Source organism: Teredinibacter turnerae T7901, assembly GCF_000023025.1.
GTDB lineage: Bacteria > Pseudomonadota > Gammaproteobacteria > Pseudomonadales > Cellvibrionaceae > Teredinibacter > Teredinibacter turnerae_B.
Map to the genome: position 1 here is coordinate 3,521,715 of NC_012997.1, position 24,015 is coordinate 3,545,729.

Here is a 24,015-nt window from a genome sequence, read left to right on the forward strand (position 1 = left end):
AGAGGTGAAAATTCACATATGACCGACGCCATACAAAAAGAACTCAAGTTCCTGGTTGAAAGCCACCTGTCATTCATTTATCCAAATGCTGACAACGGTGAACTCGCAGACCGCCTGATGGCGATTATGGAGCTGGATGGATCCTGCATGAAGCCAGGCGTGCATGCGAATAGCTGGAGTCAGAAAGATATTTTCACCATCACCTATGGTGACAGTATTCGCCGTGATGGTGAGGAACCATTGGAAACCCTGCACACGTTTTTTAATGAGCGGCTGAAAGACGTGGTAAGTGGTATCCACATATTGCCGTTTTTCCCTTACAGCTCAGACGATGGCTTTTCGGTTATTGACTATACGCGGGTTAACGATGCTATCGGCGAATGGGAACATATTGTCGAAATTGGCAAAGAATACAACCTCATGGCGGATTTGGTTATCAACCACTGTTCGAGCCGTAGCGGCTGGTTCGACAATTTTAAACAGCGCAAGTCCCCAGGCGCCGACTATTTTATCGAAACCGACCCTAATACCGATCTCTCTGAGGTTGTTCGGCCACGAACCACACCACTGTTACGCGAAGTAGAAACTCTGAACGGCAAACGCCATGTGTGGTGTACTTTCAGTCCAGACCAGGTTGATCTCAACTTCGCTAATCCCGAAGTTGTGTGTGAAATGGTCGGCATCATTAAATTGTACCTGGACCGTGGCGTACGCACTTTCCGCCTGGACGCTGTTGCATTTCTATGGAAGGAAATTGGCACGAGCTGCATCAATCACCCCAAGACCCATGAATTCGTCCGCCTGTTCCGTACTTTGATTGAGCACCACTCACCCGATGCCATCATAATTACCGAAACGAACGTTCCCAATCACGAGAACCTCTCCTATTTCGGCAACGCCAACGAAGCCCACGCGGTCTACAATTTTTCCCTCCCTCCGTTGTTAGTTAACGCGTTGGTAACGGGGAATAGCAACCACTTAAAGATGTGGCAGATGAGTATGCCACCAGCGCAGATGGGTACCTTCTTCCTTAATTTCATCGCCTCTCACGACGGAATTGGCCTGCGTCCGGCCGAGGGTTTGCTCAACGAAGAGGAAATCGATGCGCTCGCAAACACCATGCAGAATTTCGGTGCGCGCATCTCCTGGCGAACTGCGGAAGGGGGTAGGCCTAAGCCCTACGAAATTAACGTGACCTTGTTCGACGCTTTGCAAGGTACCGTGCGGGGGCCAGACAAGTGGCAAATAGAGCGATTTATTTGTGCGCACGGCATTATGTTTTCGCTCGAAGGCGTGCCAGCCATTTACATCCACAGCTTTCTGGCCACCAACAATTACAGTGAGGGTGTCGATCTCACCAATCACAACCGCACAATCAACCGCTATAAATGGGATTACGACGAACTTTGCGAGAAACTGGACGACGGCTACAGCCATCATTGCAAAGTGTTGCAGCGCATGCGTGAGCTACTGGCCATTCGGATTAAACAGCCGGCATTTCATCCAAATGCTACTCAGTTTACCTTGCATCTGGGCGAACAGGTATTTGGCTTTTGGCGACAGAGTCTGAAGCGTGATCAGAGCATTTTCTGTATTCACAATATTAGCGATACCGAAGTTGCCATACCCCTCTCGTCGATCAACTTGATCAGCCTAAACACTTGGGAAGACTTGGTGAGCGGTGAAAAGTACACCGATTTGCATAAAGATCTGGTGCTTGGGCCCTATGACTTCGTTTGGCTTACCAACAAACCCGGGGTGTAATAAACCAGCAAAAAAGGGCTGGGGAAATAAAACCGAACCCTGGGCAGTACGGGTAATACCGCTAACTCGACATCACCCGTACTGCAATAAACGCTAACTGCTTATCAGGTTAAGCACTTAAGATTAAGCGCCGAACCGGTATTCTTCTATTCCTGGAGTTTCCACGCGCACCTTAAACAGTGACCCAGAATCTGGGTAGTCCTTAAGCTCCTCGTCCGGGCGGTTGCCGACGGTCGTGATATAAAGGGTTCGCATATCTTCATCACCAAAGGCCACCATAGTTGGGCAGCGAGCAGGAACCGCAATCTCCTGCAGGATTTCGCCTTGGGGGCTTAAGCGCACCACTCGCCCACCCTCGTAGAGCGCTGTCCAGTAACAGCCTTCTACGTCTATCGCTGCGCCATCGGGTCGACCATTACCGAATTCAAACTGATGAAACACCTCGCGGTTACTAATTTGTCCCGTCTCAATATCGTAGTCACAGCGGTAGATCACATGTTTTGGTGTGTCTGAATAATAAAACACCGCACTGTCGGGACTGAACGCAGCACCGTTTGACGTTAACAAGCCATCGGCGAGTTTTGAGACGGTCAAGTTTGTATCCAAACTCCATAGATTTGCGCCATCGCGATCTTTCGGCGGATATACCGTACCTGCAACGAATCGACCCCGAGCATCACAACGTCCATCATTGAACCGGTTGTGAGTGAGTTCGGCTTCCGGGTCGGCGATGGGAATCAATGCAGCTCCCCAGGTTTCCATAAAATTGAAGCCTGACCGCATGCCCATTACGAACCCTTTGCCAGGCGCGCGCAGCGCAAAGCAGCCGATCTCTTCCTCAAATTGAACAAAATCATCTTCCCCGGTGACCGGGTTAAAACGATGCAGTTGCTTTTGATTAATATCCACCCAATACAGGCGCTGGTCGTGCTCGTCCCAACGAGGGCATTCTCCCAGGTTTGCATTGGTTTTTAGCGCTACTTGAACGTCGCTCATTTATTGTCCACTCCGATTCGGCTCATGGCTTAGTTGAGGCATGCTACACCAATTCGCATGCGAGTTTAACCAAACCACCACCGAGTTGACGGCGCAACTGCAGCTGCCTATGCTGCGACGAGACTGCCGCAGACGTGAGGAGCCGACTTGATGAGCGAAGAGATAGAACGCAAATTTTTACTAAACGAGTTACCCGCCGACATTGCCACCTGGCCGCAACCCGCCGCCATCCTGCAAGGTTATTTGCAGAAGGATCAACATAAAGATCTGCGCATTCGAAAAAAAGGTAATAAGTACACACTTACCGCCAAGCACGGAACCGGACTGGTAAGAGAGGAGAATGAACAGGAAATTGACAAAACACTATTTGATATCCTGTGGCCATTTACCGCAGAAGCGCGCATCGAAAAACTGCGTTATACGCGGGTGATTGACGAGGGAGAAATGGTAATCGACAAGTATCTCGGAGATCTCTCGGGGCTACTACTGATGGAAGTGGAATTTAATGATGAACAATTAGCGCGAACCTATTCTCCGCCTCTTAACTTCGCCAAGGAAGTAACCGACGATCCGCGCTATCGCAACGCTGCGCTAGCTGCGCATGGCACCCCAGCTATCTAGCGCCAAGATATCTAGCGCCAACAACGGCCGCCTGCAGGGGTAGACGTTTTGTTACCCAGGTTATCGATGCTTAATGTTAAGCATTCAGAATCGTTCGCTTGCACGCCCTGAGCAGTGGCAGTTGCACGAAAACACGCACTGGTGCCACAGTCGCCGCGCGCCACAGAGATCACATAATTTCCGCTGGGTGTTGTTTCGGTGGCAGCCACAGGTGCAAACGGCTGTGCGTTTGTGGAATAAGCGTTGGTTTGCGAATACAGCATTTCCTGGCGTTGGGCCGCACTCAGCAACGCTTCGATCCCTTCAGCACGATTTCCTTTGCGCACGCTGGTTTGATAAGACGGGTAAGCAATACCCGCTAAAATCGCGATAATAACGACAACGATCATAATTTCGACAAGGGTAAAACCCTGCTGCCGCTTAACGGAATGTTTCATAAACCTACTCTGCTTCGTTTTAGTGAACAATATACTTTTCTGCTTCGGCTTCAGTCAGCAAAAAGCGCATCTCTGAGACGAACTTTTCACCCGTTGAGCGAACCTCTATCTTATAGTCTATTTTTTGGTTCGCCCGGGCGGCATCCATTGGTGCCAAGGTGTCGTTCACATAAATTTTAATTTGCGGATCGAATTTATAACTCACGCCATCAATTACCAGAGTCGACCCCGGAAAAGCGAACGCCTCAAGCGTCCCAGAAAAAGTCTGAGAAAACGCCTGCAGTGGCAGTAGCAAAGCAATTACGACTAAAATCTTTTTCATCGGCGTCATTCTCCTATTCCAGCTCGCGCCAGGATTGTCGGCCTATATTCTGAGCACCGGTGCTCTCAGCGAAATCACTGATAGCGCCAGTCGAACCACTCAAGTATTTAACTTCACGATTGTTGTCACGCAATACACCAGGGGAGCTGATAATGCCTTCCTGAGGGCGCAAGCCACCGGGGGGGACATCCTCAACACCAGGCGTGTTGTAGTCGTAATCCGCATCGTCGAACACATGGTTACGGTCCAGATCGAACGGCGCTTCGTCCAGGTGACCTCCCGTATACGCATCCAACTCCATCAACCAGCTGCTTCCGCCTGGCGAACAGGGCGCGGAACTCGGTACGTGAGTAGAGAAAATAATTCGTCCGTTTCGCAACAAAGACTCAGTAACCTGGCGTTCACCCAAGTTGTCCACCGGACTGGCATTGCGGTTTACCAGATCGATATACCAACCCAAGTGGCTGCTCCAATCAATTGGGTTGTCCGAGGTTAAGCGCAAATCGTAGTTGTAGCCACCAATGGTCGTGGTGATTTCGTTGGTAATTTCCTGACCTAGCAACTGCGCTCGACGCACTGCTGCAACACTCACTCCGGTATCTAGGTTTTTGTCCCAGATCGCATAAAAACTCTGATCCGGCTGCAAATCTGCCGTATTGTCGTGGGTCTCAATATATTTTCCTGTACCAAAATACACGAGCTGACCGGCGGAGGTAGGATGTAAGCCAACAGCTGGACGTGTCGTTATTGGGTGGCCAATACCAGCATTAAACAGCGGGTATTTGTTGCCACCACTGGTCCAGGCCACGTCCCAGTTGTTCGGAGAGGTGTCAGTAACATCAAACTTCCACATGTTGCCACGCAAATCGCCGGCATATATGTAATCAACAACATAATCACCATTAACATCCACCAGCGCTGGCGACGCCAACCCGTTAGGCGTTGTGGTATCGCCAACTGTGGTATCGATTTTCTTCACAAGCGCACCGGTTGCGATATCGACAATATAGAGCACGGCATGACCACTGGCGCTGATCGCTAAATCATTTTCGGTATTGTTGTAGCCATTACCAAATACGGCTACCCACTGTCCGTTCGCCATCTTCGCGATAGAAGGCTCGCTGTAACTGAAACCCATGTCTGAATCGTTGCTATCGGTAAACTCCCAGAGTGCTATATTGCTCGCACTCGCTTCCGAAAAGCTGGCTGGGTTAGTCACATCCAGAGCGAAAATACCCTGGCCACCGTGACCGAGTGCTCCCACCAGTACAGAGTGCCATGCCCCATTCCAAAATGCGTCGACCACAGTTGGAGCAGCGTCTACAAAATATTTATGATCGTAGGGACTCTCAGCCAGCTTGTGCAGGTTTTTGAACACCGGGCGGGGAACATAGGCAAGTTTTTCCTGACCGTTAGCCGCTGCAAAGCCGTGCAGCATTCCATCGTTTGCGCCCACGTATACCATCGGCGCGCGGTTAGCACGTGCGGTGCGGAAAGCATCGTAGCTTGCAGACTCCAGGTCATCCGGGTAACCGAACGCTGGAGGACCAACATATTTTGGGTCCGACGCAACAATGTCACCAAGCACGGTGGTGCGCGGGCGCAAATCACCGGAGTTACCGCCTTCATTGGAACGATCACCGCGCAGGTAGTTAATCAGGTCAGTCCCATATTGCTGGTTCGCGGCAATTTGTCCGGCATCGTTAGTTAATAGTGAATAGGGGGCGGAGTCCCACATCAAGAAGTACAGATCCCAATCTGACATTTCGTTAGCACCGCGCGAGCGGTAGTTGCCGGGAAAGCGAAATGGAATACCACGGGTGCCGTTGTGCGAAATGATAGTGCGGCCGGTGTTGAAGTTTTGCGTATCAAGCACCTGGCTCGCTTCCCAGTTTGGGGTAGCCACATTCACACTGTCGTCAGCATTCAGTGAGTAAGAGTAGAGCTGCCCCGACCAGTCACCGCTATTAAATTGGGCCTGGAACACAGCGGTGTCTGAAGAAATTTGGCCGGTGCTGGTCGCAACGGATGCCGAAGACGCGTTACGCCCGGAAATTTCACTCAGCGCACTCACCAGGCTGTTAACAACGTCTTCGGGTGTTTTAGCGGAAACATATTCACCTTTACTGTTGAACGCGGCATGCCAAAGGTCATCGATTTTTGAGAGGTCCGAGCCAAATGGATCACCGCCCCACTCATCATTTTCATCGAGCTCGGGGTTTGGCCAACCATCGCCGTCTGTATCTTCCAGATTTCCTGTCAAACCGAAGGCAACCGGAAAGGTCACCATATGCTGGTGAGTCGCCGGGTCTGAAGCGTTAGGTACCACATCATTGCTCAACGGGCTTAGGTCGCGGTCGTAGTAGTATTTCGCCACGTCCGCTACGGTATTGTTGCGGCCATTGCCATCGGCATCACCAACACCTGGGTCGCCACCATTCCAGTAACCATCAGTAAACAACACCGTGAAGTTTTGTTGGCAACTTTGCACAATCGGGCTTGGGTGATTGTTTATTTCGCCTTTGTAGTAACGGCCGGCCATTTTTAGCCCGTTCCGCAGTGGCGTACCGTATGATTCCCAGCGAAAGCTGTACAGATCATTCAATAATTGGGTATTCACACCCGTGTAGCGATAAATATCCGCCGAAGGCATATCGTGAAACAACGCATCGGATTTGTTTAACACGCTGAGACCAAAGCGAAACGCGGGCGAACTGGCAACCACCGTACCAATCGCAGATTTAGCAACATAAGAGCGCTTCCTGGAATAGCTATACCAGTTAGCGATATTCGTGCGAATTTCGTTTGCACTACGAGCGGGCTGACCCTGCGGTGGATTGGGCTCCACGCTATTGCCACTGAAAGTGACGGTCTCGGTCACGCTTGGAGTAAGGCGACCTTTGCTATTACCCCAGGAGGTAACGCTCCATTCTATTTTTTCACGCCTAATATCATTGCCATACACCGTATATCGATAGTAGTTATCCCAAAGGTCAATTTCACCGTTGGATCCATCTGTACGGTTAATGTTCGAGCCACGACGTGGTCGATCACCGGAATAACCGTGTGAATCGACCCACACGTAATACACAAAGCCGCTCAAATTGCGCGTGTTACTGTAGCCTGATTGCGCCCAGCGGCGAGATTGCGCTGGAATGTAATACTCGGTCTCGGTTTGCTGGCGTTCAGCAATTGCAGCAATTTCCGGCTGCGGGTTACTGCGAGCACTAGAAAAGTTAGCGTCGGCCAAGCCTGTGCCAGGCCATGGGCGGTAGTCAACAAACGGGCTGTAATACATCACGTTGAAGTCGGCAGAACCACCACGCCAATCATTATCTAACACCGTTTGAAAACCGCCGCAGCCTTCCACATTTGTCGCGTTACCATTGCAACCGTTGTAAAGGTTGTCTGCGTTGTCAAACATAAAGCGGTAAGTGCGATAATTGTTGTCGCCATAGGATGACCACAAACCATCAGCCATCTTACTGGTCACACAATCTCCGCTGCCGCCTGCTCCAGGAGCATCGCGGTCGTACTGACAAAAATGGAAATAAGGTGCGGTCAGTACACTCCAATCCATAGAACCCGAATCATCCAGCTCAAAAAATACGTTCGGGTCTGTGCTGATACCTAAGAACAGCGGTTTGTCGGCCAGATCCAGGGGTTCACTTTGCGCACTGAATGGCAACAACGCCAGCGCAACCGTGGCGAGTCTTAAGACAAATCTGCGTGGAGTAAATAAGTTTTTCATAACAATGTCCGTCGATCGCTCTGGCCGATGCACTGGCGTTAGTCGTAGCGTTTAACAAAGGTGGTTCGCAGGTGTACTTGCGTATTCGCACTCCCCCCGTTCCCACGACTGGTGACCTGGTAATAATATTTGCCCTGGCGAACAGCGCCGGTGCCGATAGTGAGATTTTCGCCGCGCTGGGTGAAAGCGCGCTCTTCAATAATGTACCGGGGCGCCGCTTGCTGAAGGGTATTCGTCGGGGCATTGATCGCGTTATTTGTCCACCAGGAGAGGCTATTGGTGTGCCACCATTCGGAATTCCCAGGACTGCCAAAATTCCATACCCTGTTTGTACCTGCCGCCGTTGGCGTTGGGTAATTCTCGCGCTCATCGAGCCATCCTTCCGCTACAGTTAACGCGGATTCAGCCGCTTCAAACGCAATATGTTTGTCGCGCAAATTCCCCGACATTTTTTCTTCGACCAGGGAGGACTGCACCGCAGAGATACCCAGGACAGAAACGATCAGGAGGAGGACCAAGGTTACGGCCAGAGTTGCGCCCTGCTGATTTTGTGTGGTGCGGACTTTGTACATTCATCAACTCCCGAGCGTTCGATTACGCAGCGTAATCGTGCGCGTAAATACGCGGCGCAAGCGATTATCCGCTACAGCTGGGTTATTACCCGCACCATCGTATGTGACGCCGTTGAACGTGTATGGCACTGGCCCTTCAGAAAGATTGTTATCGATACTCTGCAACAGCAACGAAACACGAACACTGATAACGTTGTTCCAATCCTGAACATTGTTCGCAGTCACATACACATCAGCACTACGAAAATTATCATCATCAAGATTTTCACCGTAGAGCAATTGCATGCTTTCCACGCCTTGAACCAACTCCTGCGGATTGCCGATTACTCCATTCGAAGCCATTTCCGCACGAAATAATGATGGGGGGTTGCGAGAGTTGTTGCTTAACTTGCCAACAATATAAGTGGCGCCTACCAAGCGAGTTAACGATGGGTTGTCGCCAAGTTCGGGGATGGGTGTGTCGTTGCCGGGAGAGCAACTATCGCTGAACGTTAAGCGCGAGTTAGCGCCGCTAGTGCCGACGGCACAGGCCTGTAAAATAATCGCCTGCTGGCAATCGCTTAAAATATAAAAATCCCCAGCGTCAACTTGGTAGCTATCGCTGACATCGGCAATAGGCGCCGCGCCGTAGGCAATATTTTCAACCACCATTTCCTGATCGCCAGCGCTCCAGACACGCAAAATATCGGACGTAGGAATCGCGTTTAGGGTATCGATGACGTTGCCAGCGGTGGTCAGCCAACCGCCTGAATTAGTCGCGACCACAGCGGTATTCGTACCGACATTGGCTATGGTTTCACCGTTAGCCGTGTTTGGAGCCTCCCAACCTTGCACACCGAACTGCGGTTGAAATGTTGCAGGGCCGCCACCGGCGATATTATTTTCAATTTCTTCCGCGGTACTAAAACAACCTTTAAAACCTGCCATTCTGATATCGCGTTCGATAATATCCAGCGCCACCCGACCCGACTCTTGCAAGGTGGAGTATGCTGATAAGCGCTTGGAGCTTTGCACCTGATCACTGTAGACCACAACGCCACCCGCCAGAATAATGCCGCCGACCGCCATAGCTACCAGCATTTCTATCAGCGTTAAACCACGACTATTAAAGATGCTCATTTTCATCAATAACACCTGCTGTTAAATGTCGACGCCAATGGCATAACGCTGGTCGACGGTTCCATCTCTAGGGATCGCGTCCCACCAGATTTTTATCGCCAACTCCGTACCCACACCATCGCAAGCCGCATTTGCCGCATCACTACCATCGTCCGGCGTTGAATCCAAACACACGACGCCCTCACCTTGAGGCAACATGTTTTGTATATCTCGCGACCACTCAAAGTAATCGTTGCCAGCCATCTGCGCCGCAGTACAGCCGGCGGCCAGGCATGCAGCGGTTTCCTGCGCTGCGGGCGCATTGTAATTACCAGCCTCCATGCCCGCGGTATTTGCCCGTACCCTGCTGGCCATATCATTCGCGAGCGAAACAGCTTGTGTGCGTAAATAAGCATTGTGATTACTCTCAACACCGCGCTTTTGCATGGATGCCACGCCAAGCAGCCCAACAGCGAGCACAACAAAAGAAATAATCACCTCGATAAGAGTGAAGCCACCTTGCGCGCGACCTCCAGGTGCATTTAACCGCCGCATGAGAGGTTACCTCCGCCTTCGCCACCGTTGTGGATGCCATCACCATCGCTATCGCGCGAAGCGCGCACCAGCCCACCCAGATTGACGAGCACTGAGCGCGCGTACATCGCTTCTGTGCTCCCTGCTCGGCAAAAAACAAATTCAGACACCGCGGAATTCATTCCCCTCCCGTTAAACAACACGGGGTTATCCAGCGATATACTCACGCGTGCTCCCAGTGCAGAACCTATACGCACCAACTCCTCTCCTGCATCTAAAGCGCCGTTGGAATTTGGATCGAGAAACACAAGCCAACCCTCATTCCAATCGCCGGTGCCACAGTTACGCCCTGCGCTGGTATCGCTCGCACAGATCGCAACGGGGCGTGAGCGGGTAATTGCCGTACTGCGCGCAAACGCCAGATCGGATTGCAAGTTGTTCACACCGGCGCGAACAGCGCTCTTTGCGGAGCTGTCTTCGAAACTTGGCACCGCTAGCACCATAAGTACTGCTGCAATAGCGACCACCACCATCAACTCGATAATGGTGAACCCGCTTTGATTCGCATTTACTGGGATCGATTTCATAACACTGTTTAACGCGCGGCCAAGCGCTCGTTTACTGGTTTGCTTTAACCGTAACTTAGCAACCGCTTGACGATTGACCAACGTAGAGAAGATTAACGGTTGTATCTCGGCACCAAAGGAGGGCTTGACAGGCTTTATATTCCATACATAGCAAATATTTACGACTTTATATTCCTTTTAACGATATAAATATAAAAATTCCACCTAAAATTGCAACAAAAAATGCTTTTTTGACCACATTACGGTAGTGACACGGTAGACATTTTGTGCTTGCTCGCGTCACATTTAAAGGCGTCTTGACCGACATGAGGGCGCCATTGAACAAAAATTTAAGATGTTTTATATGTCATTATATTATATTTATGCGCCAATTAAGTGTTCATCGCTATGAAGAAATTCACTCACTTCTCGGCCTAGTGAAACTTTGCGCGCCATAAGTATGGCCACTGTTGACCTTCCAATGTTGGCCGTCGAAACCGTAACACTCTGCCGCCAATTGCGGCATGTACTGCCAGGAAGCTCTGACATTACGTTCACCGTTCACACAGTCTGTGCTAACCGACTCTCGCTATCGACATATCTTGCTTATTTCTTATACCCCGAGTAGCAACAGCCTTAACCTATAAAGATACCGCCATGGCTGAGCAACCCCCTAAGCACGAAAACGCACTTCAATTGCGCACGATGGGATGCAAACCGAACCAAATAGACCCTCTACTAATCACATCATCACAACATTACTGAACATAAAAAGCACCATTCAACAGCATTTTTGCACCACATATAGTCACAAAATCATATATTTGAGTGCGAATCCGCATTCAAAATTTGCAATTTAGTAATTATTCAGAACGTAACTCCTATCCGATACTGGCCGTAGCGAAAAATGGTAATTAAATAACATGTTGTTATTTAATTACTTTTTTCTTTTCATCGCAGTGGCACATAAGTCAAGCCCTGAGACAGGGCAGGAATTTTTTATTTTGGGAACACATTATGCAGATGGCTTGGCGGCAAATTGAATGGAGAGGGCGTGTTGACGATTGGAGCGCCCAGACATTTTGAAATGCACTAATAAAAAGCGCTTTTCCACTAGCGCGTTGTAGATGGGGATATCGCCCTTTTTTAAAACATCACCAAGTGACTTGAAGGAAGCATCCATGAACTCGAAGTTTACACTCATAGCTGCAAGCGTAATCGCGGCCACTGGCGCACAGGCCACGTATGCGGAATCCGCTCTGGAAACTTTAATGAAAGAAAGTAAGACCGGTCTGGACTTGCGATATCGCTACGAATTCGTCGACCAGGATGGCATTGATAATTCCGCAGATGCCAGCACCCTGCGCACCCGCCTCACATTTGAGAGCGGTAAAGTGGGAGCGGTGTCCTTCAAGTTGGAAATGGACGACTCACGTCCAATCGGCCCTGCGAACTACAACAGCACTGTTAATGGCAAGTCTGATTATCCTGTTGTGGCGGACCCAAAAGGCACCGATTTGAACCAGGCGTTTGTCAAAGTTGAAAATGGCGGCTTAAGCGTGATGGGTGGCCGCCAACGTATTCTCTTGGACGACCAACGCTTTGTCGGTGGCGTAGGTTGGCGACAAAATGAGCAAACCTATGATGGTGCTCGTCTGACCTATAAAGCTGGTGGCTTCTCCTTGGATACCAGCTATATCCTGAATGTGAATCGTATTTTTGGTCCGGAAGGCCCGAATGCCGACTGGCGAGGTGATATCGGCTTACTAAACGGCGCCTACAGTTTTAACAGCAATCATAAACTTACCGGCTTTTACTACAGCCTCGACTTTGAGGATGCCATTGCGAATTCCAGCAACACACTCGGCGTGCGCTACAGCGGAAAATTCGGCCCGGTTAATTTGACAGCAAGCTATGCCACCCAAGAAGACACCGGGGATAATCCAACAGACTACAGCGCCGACTACTACTTGGTGGATGTGGGTGGAGCACTCCCTGCTAACTTTAAGTGGAACCTGGGCTACGAAGTGCTGGGCAGCGATGACGGTACCAAAGCCTTTTCCACCCCCTTGGCAACCTTGCACAAATTCCAGGGTTGGGATGATAAATTCCTTAATACCCCAAATACAGGCATTCAAGATACCTATGTTGGATTTGGCGGTAAGCCAGGGGGAATAAATTTCCAGGTCACTTATCATACCTACAGCAGCGATGTTGGCAGCATCGACTACGGAACCGAACTGGATGCGGTTGTGGCAATTCCGGTGAACAAACAAACTAAAGTCGTACTGAAGTATGCAAACTATAGCGCCGACGATTTTGCAACAGATACCTCTAAATATTGGGCGATGATTCAGTTCACCTTGTAACTCGACTAACTCGACATCCGACCCGAAAAAGCCGGCGATTCAACGCCGGCTTTTTCGGGAATTAGCGCTATTATTTGCTCAATCTGAACCCTGCTAATCGCGAAGTATCTGTTCACGCTTGTACAGCGAAAGCGCCACCACAATTAAAACAACTGCACACAACAGTGTGCCACCTACAGAGAAGCTTAGTTCCGCAAGGCTAAAAGACTCGGCTTTAATTATGCGATCAATTAGAGAAAACTGGCCGAGATAAGGTAGCGCCAATAAAGGCCCGGACATTGCGGCATCACTCAGTTGCTTAACGAGGATTGGCGCCATTGGCAAAAGGTAAAGAATGCTGATATAGGTTTGTGCTTCCTTTGGCGTACGCGTATAAGCGGACGTTGCGAGCAACAGTGCCGCGACAAAAAACATACAGGGCAGCGCAACTAAAAAAGACTGCACAAGCGCTGTGCCGCTCAGATTCAACACGATGTGAAGATCATCCATAGGTACCAGCGTAAATATCAGATACACGCAGGCTACCGCGAGGCTCGCAGACGTAGCGACAAAGCCCAGAATTGCCAAATATTTCCCGGTCACCAAACGCCAACGCGCGATGGGCAAGGAAAGTAAGGGTTCCAGCGAATTGCGTTCTCGCTCACCAGCAGTGATATCGACCGCCAGATAAAATCCTCCGGTCATCATGGTGAACATAATCAGGAAATACACCATAAAACCGAACAACATTCCACTGATGCCCTGACTGGAAACATCCTCTTCCACCAGTTTTATCGGCGTGCTCAAGTCAGCGCTAAGCCCCCGAGCATTCAACCGCCAATACCCCAATTCCGCACTATAGCGACTCAATACACTTTTGAGTTGATTAGCTGCTTTCAGGGAGTCTTTACTTGAATGGTTCACGTACACAAATAATGGCGCAGGCTTTCCCTCACGCAGCCGCTCGCCGTAAATATCAGAAATTTCCAACACCACTGCCAACTCTCCGCTGCGCAGTTTCTCGCGAAAATTTGGCGGTGCCGGCTTTGCGACCAGGTTGTTCTGCAGGAGCATCTGGATCAGATTGGGCGCCTGTTCAGCGCCCACCACATAAAGATCACTGGTAGCGTCGAAATCGATAACATTGTTTTTCGCGCTGAACAGGATTGGCCCAACCATCAACAGTGGCATTAACACCGGGCCGTAGATGAGTGCAAAGAAAAACGCTCTTCGATCACGGATATTATCTTTTATTTCCTTTAAAGCGACGGTCCAAATCTGATTCATTCGGCAGCCTCCAGAGATTCGCCAATGGCAACCACAAACGCATCTTCCAAATCGGATTGGCCCGTCGTCTCGAGGATACGGGGAAGCGTATCGGCAATCGCAATGGTGCCCTCCGAGATTATCGCAATGTGATCACAGAGCGCAGCCACCTCCTGCATGATGTGGCTCGAAAAAATGATGCAGTGCCCCTCGTCGCGCAACATACGAATAATTTTACGCAAACTCCGTGTTGCCATAACATCCAGCCCGTTTGTTGGCTCATCCAACAGTAAATTTTTGGGCTCATGGACGAGGGCTCGAGCAAGACCAATTTTTGTTCTTTGCCCCTGAGAAAACCCATCGGCACGACGGTGCTCGATTTCCCCCATATCTAACAATTCGATGAGTTTATCGGTACGGGAACGCACGAGACTGCGCTCCAAACCAGCAATGCGCGCGTAGTACTCAATATTCTCTCTTGCGGTAAGACGCGGATAAACACCCGAATTATGCGGCAAATATCCCAAGCTGAGCCGAACCTCTTGCGGCTGTTTCGCCGTATCGATGCCATCAATTATGGCGTGGCCATGATCAGCCACCAATAGCGTCGCCAGCATTCTCAGGGTGGTCGATTTACCCGCGCCATTCGGGCCTAGTAATCCGGTAATAGCCCCATCCCGCGCACCAAACGAGAGGTCGCGCACCGCATGGACTGCACCCTTTTTCCCCTTGCGTTTAAACGATTTGTATAATTGCACTGCCTCGATCACAAGTATTTCCTTAGGGCGATGGGCCATTAAAGTCGATAAAGAATGGGTCAGGTTTAAGCACGTTAAGGCACTGTTCATCAAGCCCTGCAGCGGATGCGCGTTGAACGAACTGGGCCATAAGACGTGGCATACAGCCGATGGCAGCAACCCCATGCCCAAACTCCTCGACCACTATCTGGTGACTTTGAGTCAGATTTTTAGCCGCCAGCACTGCATATTCCGGTGGTGTAATCGGGTCAACGCTACCCGAGATCAACAACACGGGGACGTCGGACATTACCGGCTCTTTGAAATTAGGCCCGACGGCGCCAGTGGGCCACAATTCACACAGAGTCATAAAGTCGCGGACTTGATCAGCCCCGATATAAGTGTTCTCCAAGTGCAGATTTTCGAGGCTGGCTGGGTCGAAACCAACGAAATCCTCACTGCACATCACACTGTTGTGCATTGCGTTGGCGAAAGTATTCTCCAATTTTCCAAGCAGTTTCTTTGCGCTTCGTGCCAGTGGTAAAAAGTTATTATTTGCGTAGGCTTCATGCAACGTGAGTGGCAAAATTGCGAGTGTTGCTGAATTGTACAACGACAAGCGCACTAGCATTGTTAACTCGTCTTTTCCCAGCGTGTAGGTGCCGTCCTCAGCAGAAACAAATGGGTCCACCACAACTGTGATCGGGCGTTGTTCCAGTGCGCTAAACAAAGACGCTATTCCCGCTTCCAAACCACCAAAGCGGGTGCTGCAATCCCTATTGTTTGCACAGCGGGTTATTAACTGCTCGAGCGCGCGCTGGCTCTCCAAGGCAATGCGCGGCATAAGCGTAATCTGGGGTGGCAATACCCCATCCAACACCGTCGTGCGAATTGAGCCGGGAAACTCCCGTAAGTACTCCTGGGCAACACGTGTACCATAAGACACCCCGTAAATGTTCCATTGCTCGAACGCCAGAGCTCGGCGTACCAGCTCCAAATCGTTTACTGCGATCATCGTGGTGTAAAAACGGGGGTCTGCATCAAGCTGCGCAAGACATTGACGGGTTAATTTGGCCAGTTTCAACTCATCTTCGAGCATCTGCTCCTCGTCCACATCGCAGTCCAGACGACCGGATTTCCCCGTGCCTCGCTGGTCCACAATATACATTTCGCGATCTTGACGTATTTTTTCCAGTCCGCGTCCAGGCATGATAAAGGTTTCGCTGGCGGCACTGCCCGGACCACCATCAATAACCAGCAGCGGATCAGGCTGTGCTTCTCGAGCAATCGCGGGGAGCCGGCCAACAAAAAGTGTCAGTTGGCGACCGGCGGGTGCTGCGGGGTTCTCTGGTACAACCAAGTAGCCGCAATCCATGGTTTGATAGTGTTGCCGATCCGGGTCGTGCACCCTGCAGGGGCGGAAACGCACCGCACCTTGAATGGAGATTTCTCCCCCAGCGAGGTAAGTGACATTGTCGAACTCAGGAAAAGCGTCCTCAACCGGGTTCGCTCTGGCGTTAACAGCGCCGGCAAGCGCCCAGCAGCTTGCAGCAGCCAGCACCGCTTTAATGGCAGGATTCCATAGATTTCGAAGGGATAAGACCAGCGCTGATCGCGTCACTAAAACTCCTTAAACTGTTTGCGAAAATCCTTGTCCAAAAAATACCCGCCATTGCACGGAGTGCGCGGATTGCGGGAGCAAAATTGCATCCGGTTGTTCCTCACGCCAGCCCAATCTAGCGGTCGGCGGTCGCCATAGTTGGCAAAAGCGAGATTTCCGGGCACACTCTAACTTTAATTTCGCCGAAGCCAGTTTAGCCTACAGCCGCCACACGGCCATGGACAACTGGCCGCAGCGCCAGCCGCTGCCGGGTTACAAGGGAAACTTTGTGGCCTCCCACACTTGGAAAGGCATACATGCACACTATACCAACCCTGACTGATCAGTATCAGCGAAGGTTCACTTACTTGCGCCTGTCGGTTACAGACGCCTGTAACTTTCGCTGTAACTATTGTCTCCCTGACGGCTACAGCTGCGACAGCGACGAGCCGAATCTGTCGATACCCGAAATCGCTGCGGTGGCTAATGCTTTCGCACTGAATGGTACAAAAAAAATACGCATTACCGGGGGCGAGCCCACGCTACGCAAAGACCTTGCGGAAATCATACATGTCTGTAAAACAACACCCGGCATAGAATCAGTTGCGCTTACGTCAAATGGCTATCGAATTACCCGCCTACTCCCAAGTTTAGTCGACGCAGGCTTGGATCAATTAAACTTGAGCGCAGACAGCCTCCATCCTGCACAATTTCAACTTATCACAGGCCACGACAAATTACAGGAAGTATTAGCGGGTTTAGATCTCGCGCTGGAGCTTGGCTTATCGAAAGTCAAATTGAATGTTGTATTGCTGCAAGAATACAATAAAGCCGAAATTGACAATTTTTTTGCCTTCGTTAAACACAAAAATATATCGCTTCGATTTATTGAACTGATGCGAACCGGTGACAACGGCGCATTCTTTAACGCACAACATTTTAGTGGCCAGGAAATCGAAACCCGTTTGTTAGAACAAGGCTGGCGCAAGACAGACACCGGTCCCCATGCTGGGCCCGCGAAAGAATACAGCCACCCAGAGTACGCTGGGAGGATTGGGTTAATAATGCCGTATAGCAAAGATTTTTGCTCCAGCTGTAATAGATTGCGAGTCTCCTCCGTGGGGAACTTACATTTGTGTTTATTCGCAGACGAAAACCAATCACTCCGCCCTCTACTGAGCATGCCCTCGGAGCAGGTCGCTCGACATATCAGGCAATGCGTACTCGGCAAAAAAGCCACCCACGAACTGCACAATAATCTCAGCGGCAGCACACGACATTTAGCCATGCTGGGCGGATAGAAAGGGAAACCCATGGGACACACAAAAACAGATCAATTCAGCCCTCTGAACATTGCAGTACTTACCGTCTCCGACACTCGCACTTTAGAAACAGATACCTCCGGCGACGCCCTGATCGATGGCATTAAAACGGCAGGCCACAATCTGGTCGACCGGGCGCTTGAAGTAGACGATATTTATCAGATTCGCGCGCGGCTGTCCCACTGGATAGCTGATCAAAAAACCCAAGTGGTAATGATTACTGGTGGGACAGGGTTCACGGGACGGGACAGCACGCCCGAAGCTGTTCTCCCGTTATTAGACAAAACAGTGGATGGCTTCGGCGAGCTTTTCAGGCAAATTTCATTCGAGCAAATTGGTACATCCACAATACAATCGCGCGCACTCGCAGGTTTAGCCAATAAAACGCTTATTTTCTGCATGCCAGGCAGTACTAATGCGTGTAAAACAGCGTGGAGCGCTATTATCGAACCGCAATTGGACAGCCGCACGCGCCCCTGCAATTTTGTCCAACATCTTTAGCAGGTTATCTTAAAACCCGCGACACTGCGGCTGTACTTGCATTACGCACAAATTTTTCCAGGTGGGGTGTAGCGGGAAAACTGGGGTTTTAAATAAGCCATTTGATCTCCCCGAATACGCTCGCTGTTTATTAAAGCCAAATACTCAGCCGGGTTAGGTCGATAGGGTAACGCCAATAACTCCAGATGTGTTTCTTCGAGCAGAGAGTCGCCCTTGTGCTGATTGCACCTTTTACAGGCAGCAACAACATTTTCCCAGCGGTCTTTGCCACCCCTACTACTGGGATGGACGTGATCTCGCGATAACGCGTCGTACGGAAATGTTTTACCGCAATACATGCACTGGTAATTGTCGCGCGCAAAAAGCGCGGGATTCGTGAGCGGTGGATTTAATCGCATCGGTGCCAGTTTCTCACCTTCGCAGGCAATTATTGCCGGTAGCGAAATGACTGTTCGCAACCCGGTGAGCCGGGAGTAGCCACCGCGCGCCTTTTTGACTTCGCCACCGAGCGTCCAGCCAATTAATCCACGAGCGTAGAGACACGTAGTTTCTTTCCAACTTATCCACTCGATAGGTTGGCCCGCCATGTTAAGTCGTAAAATTCGCGCTTCCATTGTTCAATCACTCTAATTAGAGCTACCCGCCTACTGGTTGAAAAACTGGTTGAAAAAAACGTATACCCTTCGAAGCAGCATCACTATCGAAAAGAAAATCCTCTCGCGAACAGCATTACCACCAAGCACAAAATATAAGCGTGCCGACATGCAACATACCAGGCTTAATCAGTCGCCCAAGCCCCCAGGAAATACTCGCTCTGTCAGCAACTACATGCTTCGCATTCCAAACGAAATACACATAAAGTACTTTACTTCGCGATTAAAAAATCCGGTCAGGTACGCTTTTTACGGCGAAAAAACCACACCGCATGTTCCTATGCGTTTTTTTTCATGCGACCAACACATCTTTTATTCGATTGAAAAACGCCCCAATCTACCGCTCGTTAGCACCATTTACGGTTGTATTGCACTACGCTTGGCTCCGCACGTCCCCCATAACGAAAAACCCCGCCAAGCGAAGCTGGGCGGGGTTTTCGAATTCTTACGAGGCTGTCGTGGTAACTGCGGAGGCGACGAAGGCTTTGAGTCACCCAGTAGGGAGACTGGTGATAACCCTGGTAGCAATCGGGCGCAATCGAATTTTTTTCAATTGTGCCGGCCACTTGTCTGCTTAAGTACTTGAAGACAGTTCTCCTCTCATCAAATTACATCGAATGAGACTGCGCTAAAAAAGATTTCAGTGCAGATAAAAGTGTTCAATAACACTCTCAAAAATAGTAACCAAACTGAATTGATAGTCAAGCAATCTCTACTAAAAGAGAGCAAAAATCACACTGCAAATAAATTTTGCAACGAAATTATTACGCTTTTACGATGTGACAGCAAAGTCTTATTAAGAATTTTTAATTGCGTGATGTTGTGAGAAGAGATCAGATCGAGGGTAGCTTGTAGCGCTGAGAAGGAATTCCAGTAAGGCTATAGAGTCACCAAGCTTGATAGCTAAAACTAAAACGCCGCGACAAATCCGGTCGCGGCGCACTCACAGGATTCTACCTGCTTCCTTTAGGTAACTATATGGCGTAGTTCCGTCCTATTCCCTGCCGCAAATCCGTATGCATCCGTCCCTGGTGATGCCATTCTCACTTAACTGGGCGCTTCCAGGTAGTCGCATAACTCGCTATTAAGTGTACGACATTTCGTACAAATGAGTAATCAGGCGCCTAGAGCCCGTCTCACCAACCTTCCCGTCTCATCAATATTTCAGCTTATTTTTGAGCTGTTGACTCTGCGAGCGCACAATATGCTGAATCAGCAGTTCTTGATGTACTTTGCTCATGGATTCAAAATCGACTCTCCAGTAGTACCGGCCACTGCCCGCCTCCAGCTCGCAGGCGATGACCTTACCGTGAGTATTCAGCGTTTTTTTATCTGGGTACAACGTAAGTTCCAAGCGCAGCAGGGCACCTTCAGCGGCAGCTTCGTCCGAAAAAAAACCCATTCCACAGGCCGATATGTTCACTTCCTGCAGCTTCTGCGCAAGCTTGCTCACCAGTTGGTTATCCATCAGTACATGATTGACCACGCGCTCCAGTTTTTGGTTGAACAAGCTAACCAAGCGTGCGATTTGCGGGTTGGTACCACTCATAACCTCTAGCTCATGCAGGATCTGCCCGTCTAGCGCTTCTATGTCATCCAGCAGACTCGCCACCTGCTCTTGCTGCTGATCGGGTACCCGACCGTGCGATTCACCGTCGGCGCCCAGGAGTTCGTATGCAACACCCACCCGCTCCGTTATTCTGAAATAGCGTCTGCGCTCATCACTCATGTGAATAATCCACTAAAAAATGTCTTCTGGTTCCAGGTCAAAAAGGTATTCAGGCTCAAGATTCAATTCTCGAAGAATATCAGCGCCTTGCGCATCATCCTTAAGAAGATCCAGATCCTGTTGATCGAGCTCGTCTTCCAGACCTTGCTTAATAAGAATCTCAACGCGTCGATTGCGCGCCCTGTTCTCCGGTGTTGTGTTGGCAACGAGTGGGCGCGTATCCGCAAAGCCCGATACTTCAAAACGGTTAGGGGGTAGAGCACCGCCCGACATGAGCTCCTGAGCAACCGATACCGCTCGCGCCGCAGATAACTCCCAGTTGGATCGATAGCGCCCCCGCCGCACCGGGATATTGTCTGAATGGCCCTGCACTTCAATTCGACCCGGTTTTAAAGTAAGCACAGAGCGGACTTCCCCCATGACATCGCGATATTCTGGCGCCAGCTCCGCAGACCCCGAAACAAATGACCCCTTCTCACGAATGCGGATAATAATCAGCCTGCCACGAGTTTCGACTTCAACTTGCCCCGCCTCAATTTGCTCGTTCAACGCTTCAGCTAATTCGTAGGCGTCCTGTTCGGTCTTTTGCAGCAGGTCTTCCAGCTTCTGCTTGACGCGAACTTTGATGCCGCCATCAACCCCCTCTTCGCCCTGCTCGATGTCATACTCTTGAGCACAATCCTGCTCCAGCGACATTTCCGTGATGTCCTGGGTGTTCTGATAAATTACATTGAGAGGCGTTGGTTCTGGCCGCGCAGGGCTGAACTCCTGCGCGATTATGCTGGTGCCCTTCGGAATATCTGTAACATTTAGCTTGTTTTGCACGCCGAATGCCTGAGCCATTGACCCTGCCAGGCGCTTAAATTTCATTGCGTCCATTTCCGAAAACGACAACAAGAGCACAAAGAAACACATCAACAGCGACATCAGGTCGGCAAAGGTACCCATCCACGCGGGCAAACCGGGCGGGCATTCACAGCCTTCTTCGTCTTCGCTACTCACAACGCACCTTTACCTGTTATTCCGCCGCTTCTACCGTGCGCTTACCTTCTGGCAGATAATTGCGCAGCATGGAGTCAATCACCCGGGGGTTTTGTCCGCCCTGAATCGCCAGGAGCGCATCAATGACCAAGCTTTTTATCATTGCTTCCTCGCCTGCCCGCAGCTTTAGTTTGTCGGCCATCGGACCGCACATCGCATTGGCAATAACAGCCCCGTAGAGCGTGGTGAGCAGTGCCACCGCCATCGCGGGCCCAATCGCCTTTGGATCGTCCATGTTCGCCAGCATCGCAACCAGTCCAATCAAGGTACCAATCATCCCCATCGCTGGCGCCATTTCGGCCATCGCAGCGAAAATGGATGCACCAACCGTGTGCCGCTCCATCGCTTTGTTTTTATCGATAGATAGCAGTGTTTTCACTACATCAGGGTCATGTCCGTCGACCAAGAGCTGAATACCGCGCTGCAAGAAGTCGCTGCTAACCTCCTTCCCCTCAAGCGATAACAACCCGCCTTTTCGCGCTTCATCAGCGAGGGCAACAATTTCGTCAATTAACATGTTGGGATCTGGCAGTTTGCTGGAAAAACTCTTACCCGCCACCTTTACAGCGCCCAAAAACTGGCCGAGGCCATACTTCGCCATTACCGCAAAGATTGTCCCGCCCACCACAATAACCAGCGACGGAGCATTGACGAACATGCCCAATTCACCACTCATTAGCATGGAGATAACGATAAGCGCGAGCGCGCCTATCATGCCGACTATCGTTGCTAAATCCACTCGGATTTCCTCACTCTATTTTGGCTCAGCGGCCATAACGACTTCTGTGAAACTCCCTAAGTCTAGACATAAATCGACTAAGGGGGCGGAAGAATCCACTTTCTTTGTTATGAATACTCCACCGGTTATCGGCTGCATCGGGTAATTGTTGAGAGCGTTGATTGACCCCTGCTGCCACCTCCGGTATGTTCTCGCGCGAACTACAGGAGTCCACACTTTGGCTAGAACAAAATCCCCCAACTTCGAGGCTTCTCTGGCACAGCTGGAAGAGTTGATAACCCAACTAGAAAGTGGCGATCTTTCACTGGAGGATTCCCTAAAAACCTTCGAACAGGGAATCAAGCTCACTCGCAGCTGTCAGAAGTCGCTTGCGGAGGCAGAACAGAAAGTCGAGATTCTGCTTAAACAGGACGATGGCGAACTGACTACTGCGCCATTCCCCACTGACGACGAGAACTGAAACAACCTGCGGGTGCATCCGACTTGAACGACGTACTTCCAAGATGATGTGCGAAAGTCGTGGCTCATGCCCAAGAACTCGCTGTTTTTTCAATTGGATAGCTGCTGTGACAACAACCCGAGCCAATTCAAACCATTTCCGGTATCCTTACGCCTTCGCGTAATTCAACCGGAAACACCCTATGAATGAGTCTAGTTCATTCCTCGACCAGGTTCGCTGGAACAGCGACGGCTTGGTTCCCGCAATTGCCCAAGACGCTGCAAGCGGCGAGATTCTGATGATGGCCTGGATGAACCGAGAATCCCTCGCCCTCACGGCCGAAGAACAGGTTGCGGTATACTGGTCGCGTTCGCGCCAACAACTCTGGCGCAAAGGTGAAACCTCGGGCCACACGCAGAAAATCGTCGCCATACAGCTGGACTGTGACGCAGACGCAGTGGTGCTGAAGGTTGAGCAAATCGGCGGTATCGCCTGCCATACTGGGCGGCGCTCCTGTTTTTTCCTCACCCTGGAAAGCGGTGAGTGGAAAGAAAACGCCGCACCATTGAAAGACCCGAACGAGATTTACTCATGAGCGATGTACTTGCGGAATTAGACAAGGTGCTGGCGCAACGCAAAAACGCGGGGGACCCGGAGTCCTCATACGTAGCAAAACTGCACCACAAGGGCCTGAACAAAATTCTCGAAAAAGTGGGCGAAGAATGTACGGAAACGATTCTTGCCGCTAAAGATGCGCAGCACGACAGCGACACGCAGCACCTGATATACGAAACTGCGGACCTGTGGTTTCACTCGCTGGTAATGCTCTCACACCTCGGCCTAAGCGCTGAGGATGTGCTGAATGAATTGGCGCGCCGCTTTGATCTGTCAGGACTTGAAGAAAAAGCCCGGCGCCAGTCTTAGCGTATTAGACTCCAGAACACTGGAGCCGCGCCAATGACCCGGCGCTTTGCGCGGT

The 24,015-nt window shown here is 50.5% G+C and carries 24 protein-coding genes and 1 riboswitch; of the genes, 8 read left to right on the forward strand and 16 right to left on the reverse strand.

Annotation, left to right across the window (positions count from 1 at the left end; all coding sequences use genetic code 11):
- Nucleotides 1-18: 18 nt before the first annotated feature.
- On the forward strand, nucleotides 19-1,764 hold the full coding sequence (locus TERTU_RS14005; RefSeq protein WP_015818420.1) for an alpha-amylase family glycosyl hydrolase: 1,746 nt from the start codon (nucleotides 19-21) through the stop codon (nucleotides 1,762-1,764).
- A 123-nt stretch (nucleotides 1,765-1,887) separates the two neighbouring features.
- Here TERTU_RS14005 and TERTU_RS14010 read toward each other — a convergent pair whose 3' ends face one another.
- Nucleotides 1,888-2,760, reverse strand: coding sequence for an SMP-30/gluconolactonase/LRE family protein (locus TERTU_RS14010; protein ID WP_015816793.1), 873 nt, complete (start codon nucleotides 2,758-2,760; stop codon nucleotides 1,888-1,890).
- 150 nt (nucleotides 2,761-2,910) lie between these two features.
- On the opposite strand from TERTU_RS14010, the gene TERTU_RS14015 reads away from it, so the two are divergent.
- Complete coding sequence (locus TERTU_RS14015; protein ID WP_015818089.1) at nucleotides 2,911-3,381, forward strand: CYTH domain-containing protein; 471 nt, start codon at nucleotides 2,911-2,913, stop codon at nucleotides 3,379-3,381.
- 11 nt (nucleotides 3,382-3,392) lie between these two features.
- Here the strand turns inward: TERTU_RS14015 and TERTU_RS14020 are convergent, their stop codons facing one another.
- The 8 genes from TERTU_RS14020 to TERTU_RS22035 all read right to left on the reverse strand — a co-directional run bounded on the left by TERTU_RS14020 (nucleotide 3,393) and on the right by TERTU_RS22035 (nucleotide 11,904).
- Complete coding sequence (locus tag TERTU_RS14020; RefSeq protein WP_015819838.1) at nucleotides 3,393-3,818, reverse strand: type IV pilin protein; 426 nt, start codon at nucleotides 3,816-3,818, stop codon at nucleotides 3,393-3,395.
- 19 nt (nucleotides 3,819-3,837) lie between these two features.
- Entirely contained in the window at nucleotides 3,838-4,140 is a 303-nt protein-coding gene (locus tag TERTU_RS14025; protein ID WP_015819617.1) for a hypothetical protein, read from the reverse strand.
- Nucleotides 4,141-4,153: 13 nt separating this feature from the next.
- Nucleotides 4,154-7,891, reverse strand: a complete 3,738-nt coding sequence (locus tag TERTU_RS14030) for a pilus assembly protein (protein WP_015819046.1) — start codon at nucleotides 7,889-7,891, stop codon at nucleotides 4,154-4,156.
- Between the two features lie 38 nt (nucleotides 7,892-7,929).
- Nucleotides 7,930-8,463 (reverse strand): pilus assembly PilX family protein, encoded by a 534-nt coding sequence (locus TERTU_RS14035; protein ID WP_015819896.1) that lies wholly within the window; start codon nucleotides 8,461-8,463, stop codon nucleotides 7,930-7,932.
- Nucleotides 8,464-8,466: 3 nt separating this feature from the next.
- Nucleotides 8,467-9,588 (reverse strand): PilW family protein, encoded by a 1,122-nt coding sequence (locus tag TERTU_RS14040; RefSeq protein ID WP_015817492.1) that lies wholly within the window; start codon nucleotides 9,586-9,588, stop codon nucleotides 8,467-8,469.
- Between the two features lie 15 nt (nucleotides 9,589-9,603).
- The gene (pilV, locus tag TERTU_RS14045) at nucleotides 9,604-10,116 is read right to left on the reverse strand and encodes a type IV pilus modification protein PilV (protein ID WP_015817253.1); all 513 of its coding nucleotides are present in this window, start codon (nucleotides 10,114-10,116) and stop codon (nucleotides 9,604-9,606) included.
- The gene (locus TERTU_RS14050) at nucleotides 10,104-10,682 is read right to left on the reverse strand and encodes a GspH/FimT family pseudopilin (protein ID WP_228378161.1); all 579 of its coding nucleotides are present in this window, start codon (nucleotides 10,680-10,682) and stop codon (nucleotides 10,104-10,106) included. The genes pilV and TERTU_RS14050 overlap by 13 nt, the downstream gene beginning before the upstream one ends.
- Before the next feature lie 994 nt (nucleotides 10,683-11,676).
- Nucleotides 11,677-11,904 (reverse strand): hypothetical protein, encoded by a 228-nt coding sequence (locus tag TERTU_RS22035; protein WP_187148818.1) that lies wholly within the window; start codon nucleotides 11,902-11,904, stop codon nucleotides 11,677-11,679.
- Between TERTU_RS22035 and TERTU_RS14055 the strand changes: the two genes are divergently transcribed.
- Nucleotides 11,843-13,030 carry an alginate export family protein gene (locus TERTU_RS14055; RefSeq protein ID WP_015819008.1) on the forward strand — a complete coding sequence of 396 codons (1,188 nt, stop codon included), beginning with the start codon at nucleotides 11,843-11,845 and terminating at the stop codon, nucleotides 13,028-13,030. The two genes, TERTU_RS22035 and TERTU_RS14055, sit on opposite strands and share 62 nt — an antisense overlap.
- A gap of 93 nt (nucleotides 13,031-13,123) precedes the next feature.
- On the opposite strand, the gene TERTU_RS14060 is transcribed toward TERTU_RS14055, so the two are convergent.
- From TERTU_RS14060 to TERTU_RS14070, 3 genes are read right to left on the reverse strand one after another with little or no spacing between them, the layout of a single operon-like run.
- The gene (locus tag TERTU_RS14060) at nucleotides 13,124-14,296 is read right to left on the reverse strand and encodes an ABC transporter permease (protein ID WP_015820482.1); all 1,173 of its coding nucleotides are present in this window, start codon (nucleotides 14,294-14,296) and stop codon (nucleotides 13,124-13,126) included.
- A complete protein-coding gene (locus TERTU_RS14065) occupies nucleotides 14,293-15,045 on the reverse strand; it encodes an ABC transporter ATP-binding protein (RefSeq protein ID WP_015817750.1) in 753 nt (250 codons plus the stop codon). Before TERTU_RS14065 ends, TERTU_RS14060 begins: the two co-directional genes overlap by 4 nt.
- 10 nt (nucleotides 15,046-15,055) lie before the next feature.
- Nucleotides 15,056-16,633, reverse strand: a complete 1,578-nt coding sequence (locus TERTU_RS14070; RefSeq protein ID WP_015817171.1) for an alpha/beta fold hydrolase — start codon at nucleotides 16,631-16,633, stop codon at nucleotides 15,056-15,058.
- Between the two features lie 168 nt (nucleotides 16,634-16,801).
- Nucleotides 16,802-16,942: riboswitch (molybdenum cofactor riboswitch) on the forward strand.
- Here TERTU_RS14070 and moaA point away from each other — a divergent pair.
- Both moaA and moaB read left to right on the forward strand, forming a co-directional pair.
- On the forward strand, nucleotides 16,930-17,913 hold the full coding sequence (gene moaA / locus TERTU_RS14075) for a GTP 3',8-cyclase MoaA (protein ID WP_015818056.1): 984 nt from the start codon (nucleotides 16,930-16,932) through the stop codon (nucleotides 17,911-17,913). (Overlaps the previous riboswitch by 13 nt.)
- A 12-nt stretch (nucleotides 17,914-17,925) precedes the next feature.
- Nucleotides 17,926-18,435, forward strand: coding sequence for a molybdenum cofactor biosynthesis protein B (gene moaB, locus TERTU_RS14080; RefSeq protein WP_015817906.1), 510 nt, complete (start codon nucleotides 17,926-17,928; stop codon nucleotides 18,433-18,435).
- 41 nt (nucleotides 18,436-18,476) lie between these two features.
- On the opposite strand, the gene TERTU_RS14085 is transcribed toward moaB, so the two are convergent.
- The 4 genes from TERTU_RS14085 to pomA all read right to left on the reverse strand — a co-directional run bounded on the left by TERTU_RS14085 (nucleotide 18,477) and on the right by pomA (nucleotide 22,597).
- A complete protein-coding gene (locus TERTU_RS14085) occupies nucleotides 18,477-19,049 on the reverse strand; it encodes an HNH endonuclease (protein WP_015819464.1) in 573 nt (190 codons plus the stop codon).
- A gap of 1,195 nt (nucleotides 19,050-20,244) precedes the next feature.
- On the reverse strand, nucleotides 20,245-20,817 hold the full coding sequence (locus TERTU_RS14090; protein WP_015820545.1) for a PilZ domain-containing protein: 573 nt from the start codon (nucleotides 20,815-20,817) through the stop codon (nucleotides 20,245-20,247).
- A gap of 12 nt (nucleotides 20,818-20,829) precedes the next feature.
- Entirely contained in the window at nucleotides 20,830-21,819 is a 990-nt protein-coding gene (locus tag TERTU_RS14095; protein ID WP_015820763.1) for a flagellar motor protein MotB, read from the reverse strand.
- A 16-nt stretch (nucleotides 21,820-21,835) separates the two neighbouring features.
- A complete protein-coding gene (gene pomA, locus TERTU_RS14100) occupies nucleotides 21,836-22,597 on the reverse strand; it encodes a flagellar motor protein PomA (protein ID WP_015820167.1) in 762 nt (253 codons plus the stop codon).
- Between the two features lie 217 nt (nucleotides 22,598-22,814).
- Here pomA and TERTU_RS14105 point away from each other — a divergent pair, with 217 nt between their 5' ends.
- From TERTU_RS14105 to TERTU_RS14115, 3 genes are all read left to right on the forward strand, one after another.
- On the forward strand, nucleotides 22,815-23,057 hold the full coding sequence (locus TERTU_RS14105; protein ID WP_015817745.1) for an exodeoxyribonuclease VII small subunit: 243 nt from the start codon (nucleotides 22,815-22,817) through the stop codon (nucleotides 23,055-23,057).
- Between the two features lie 181 nt (nucleotides 23,058-23,238).
- The gene (gene hisI / locus TERTU_RS14110) at nucleotides 23,239-23,631 is read left to right on the forward strand and encodes a phosphoribosyl-AMP cyclohydrolase (RefSeq protein WP_015818413.1); all 393 of its coding nucleotides are present in this window, start codon (nucleotides 23,239-23,241) and stop codon (nucleotides 23,629-23,631) included.
- A complete protein-coding gene (locus TERTU_RS14115; protein ID WP_015820976.1) occupies nucleotides 23,628-23,960 on the forward strand; it encodes a phosphoribosyl-ATP diphosphatase in 333 nt (110 codons plus the stop codon). The genes hisI and TERTU_RS14115 overlap by 4 nt, the downstream gene beginning before the upstream one ends.
- The last annotated feature ends 55 nt before the right edge of the window (nucleotides 23,961-24,015 follow it).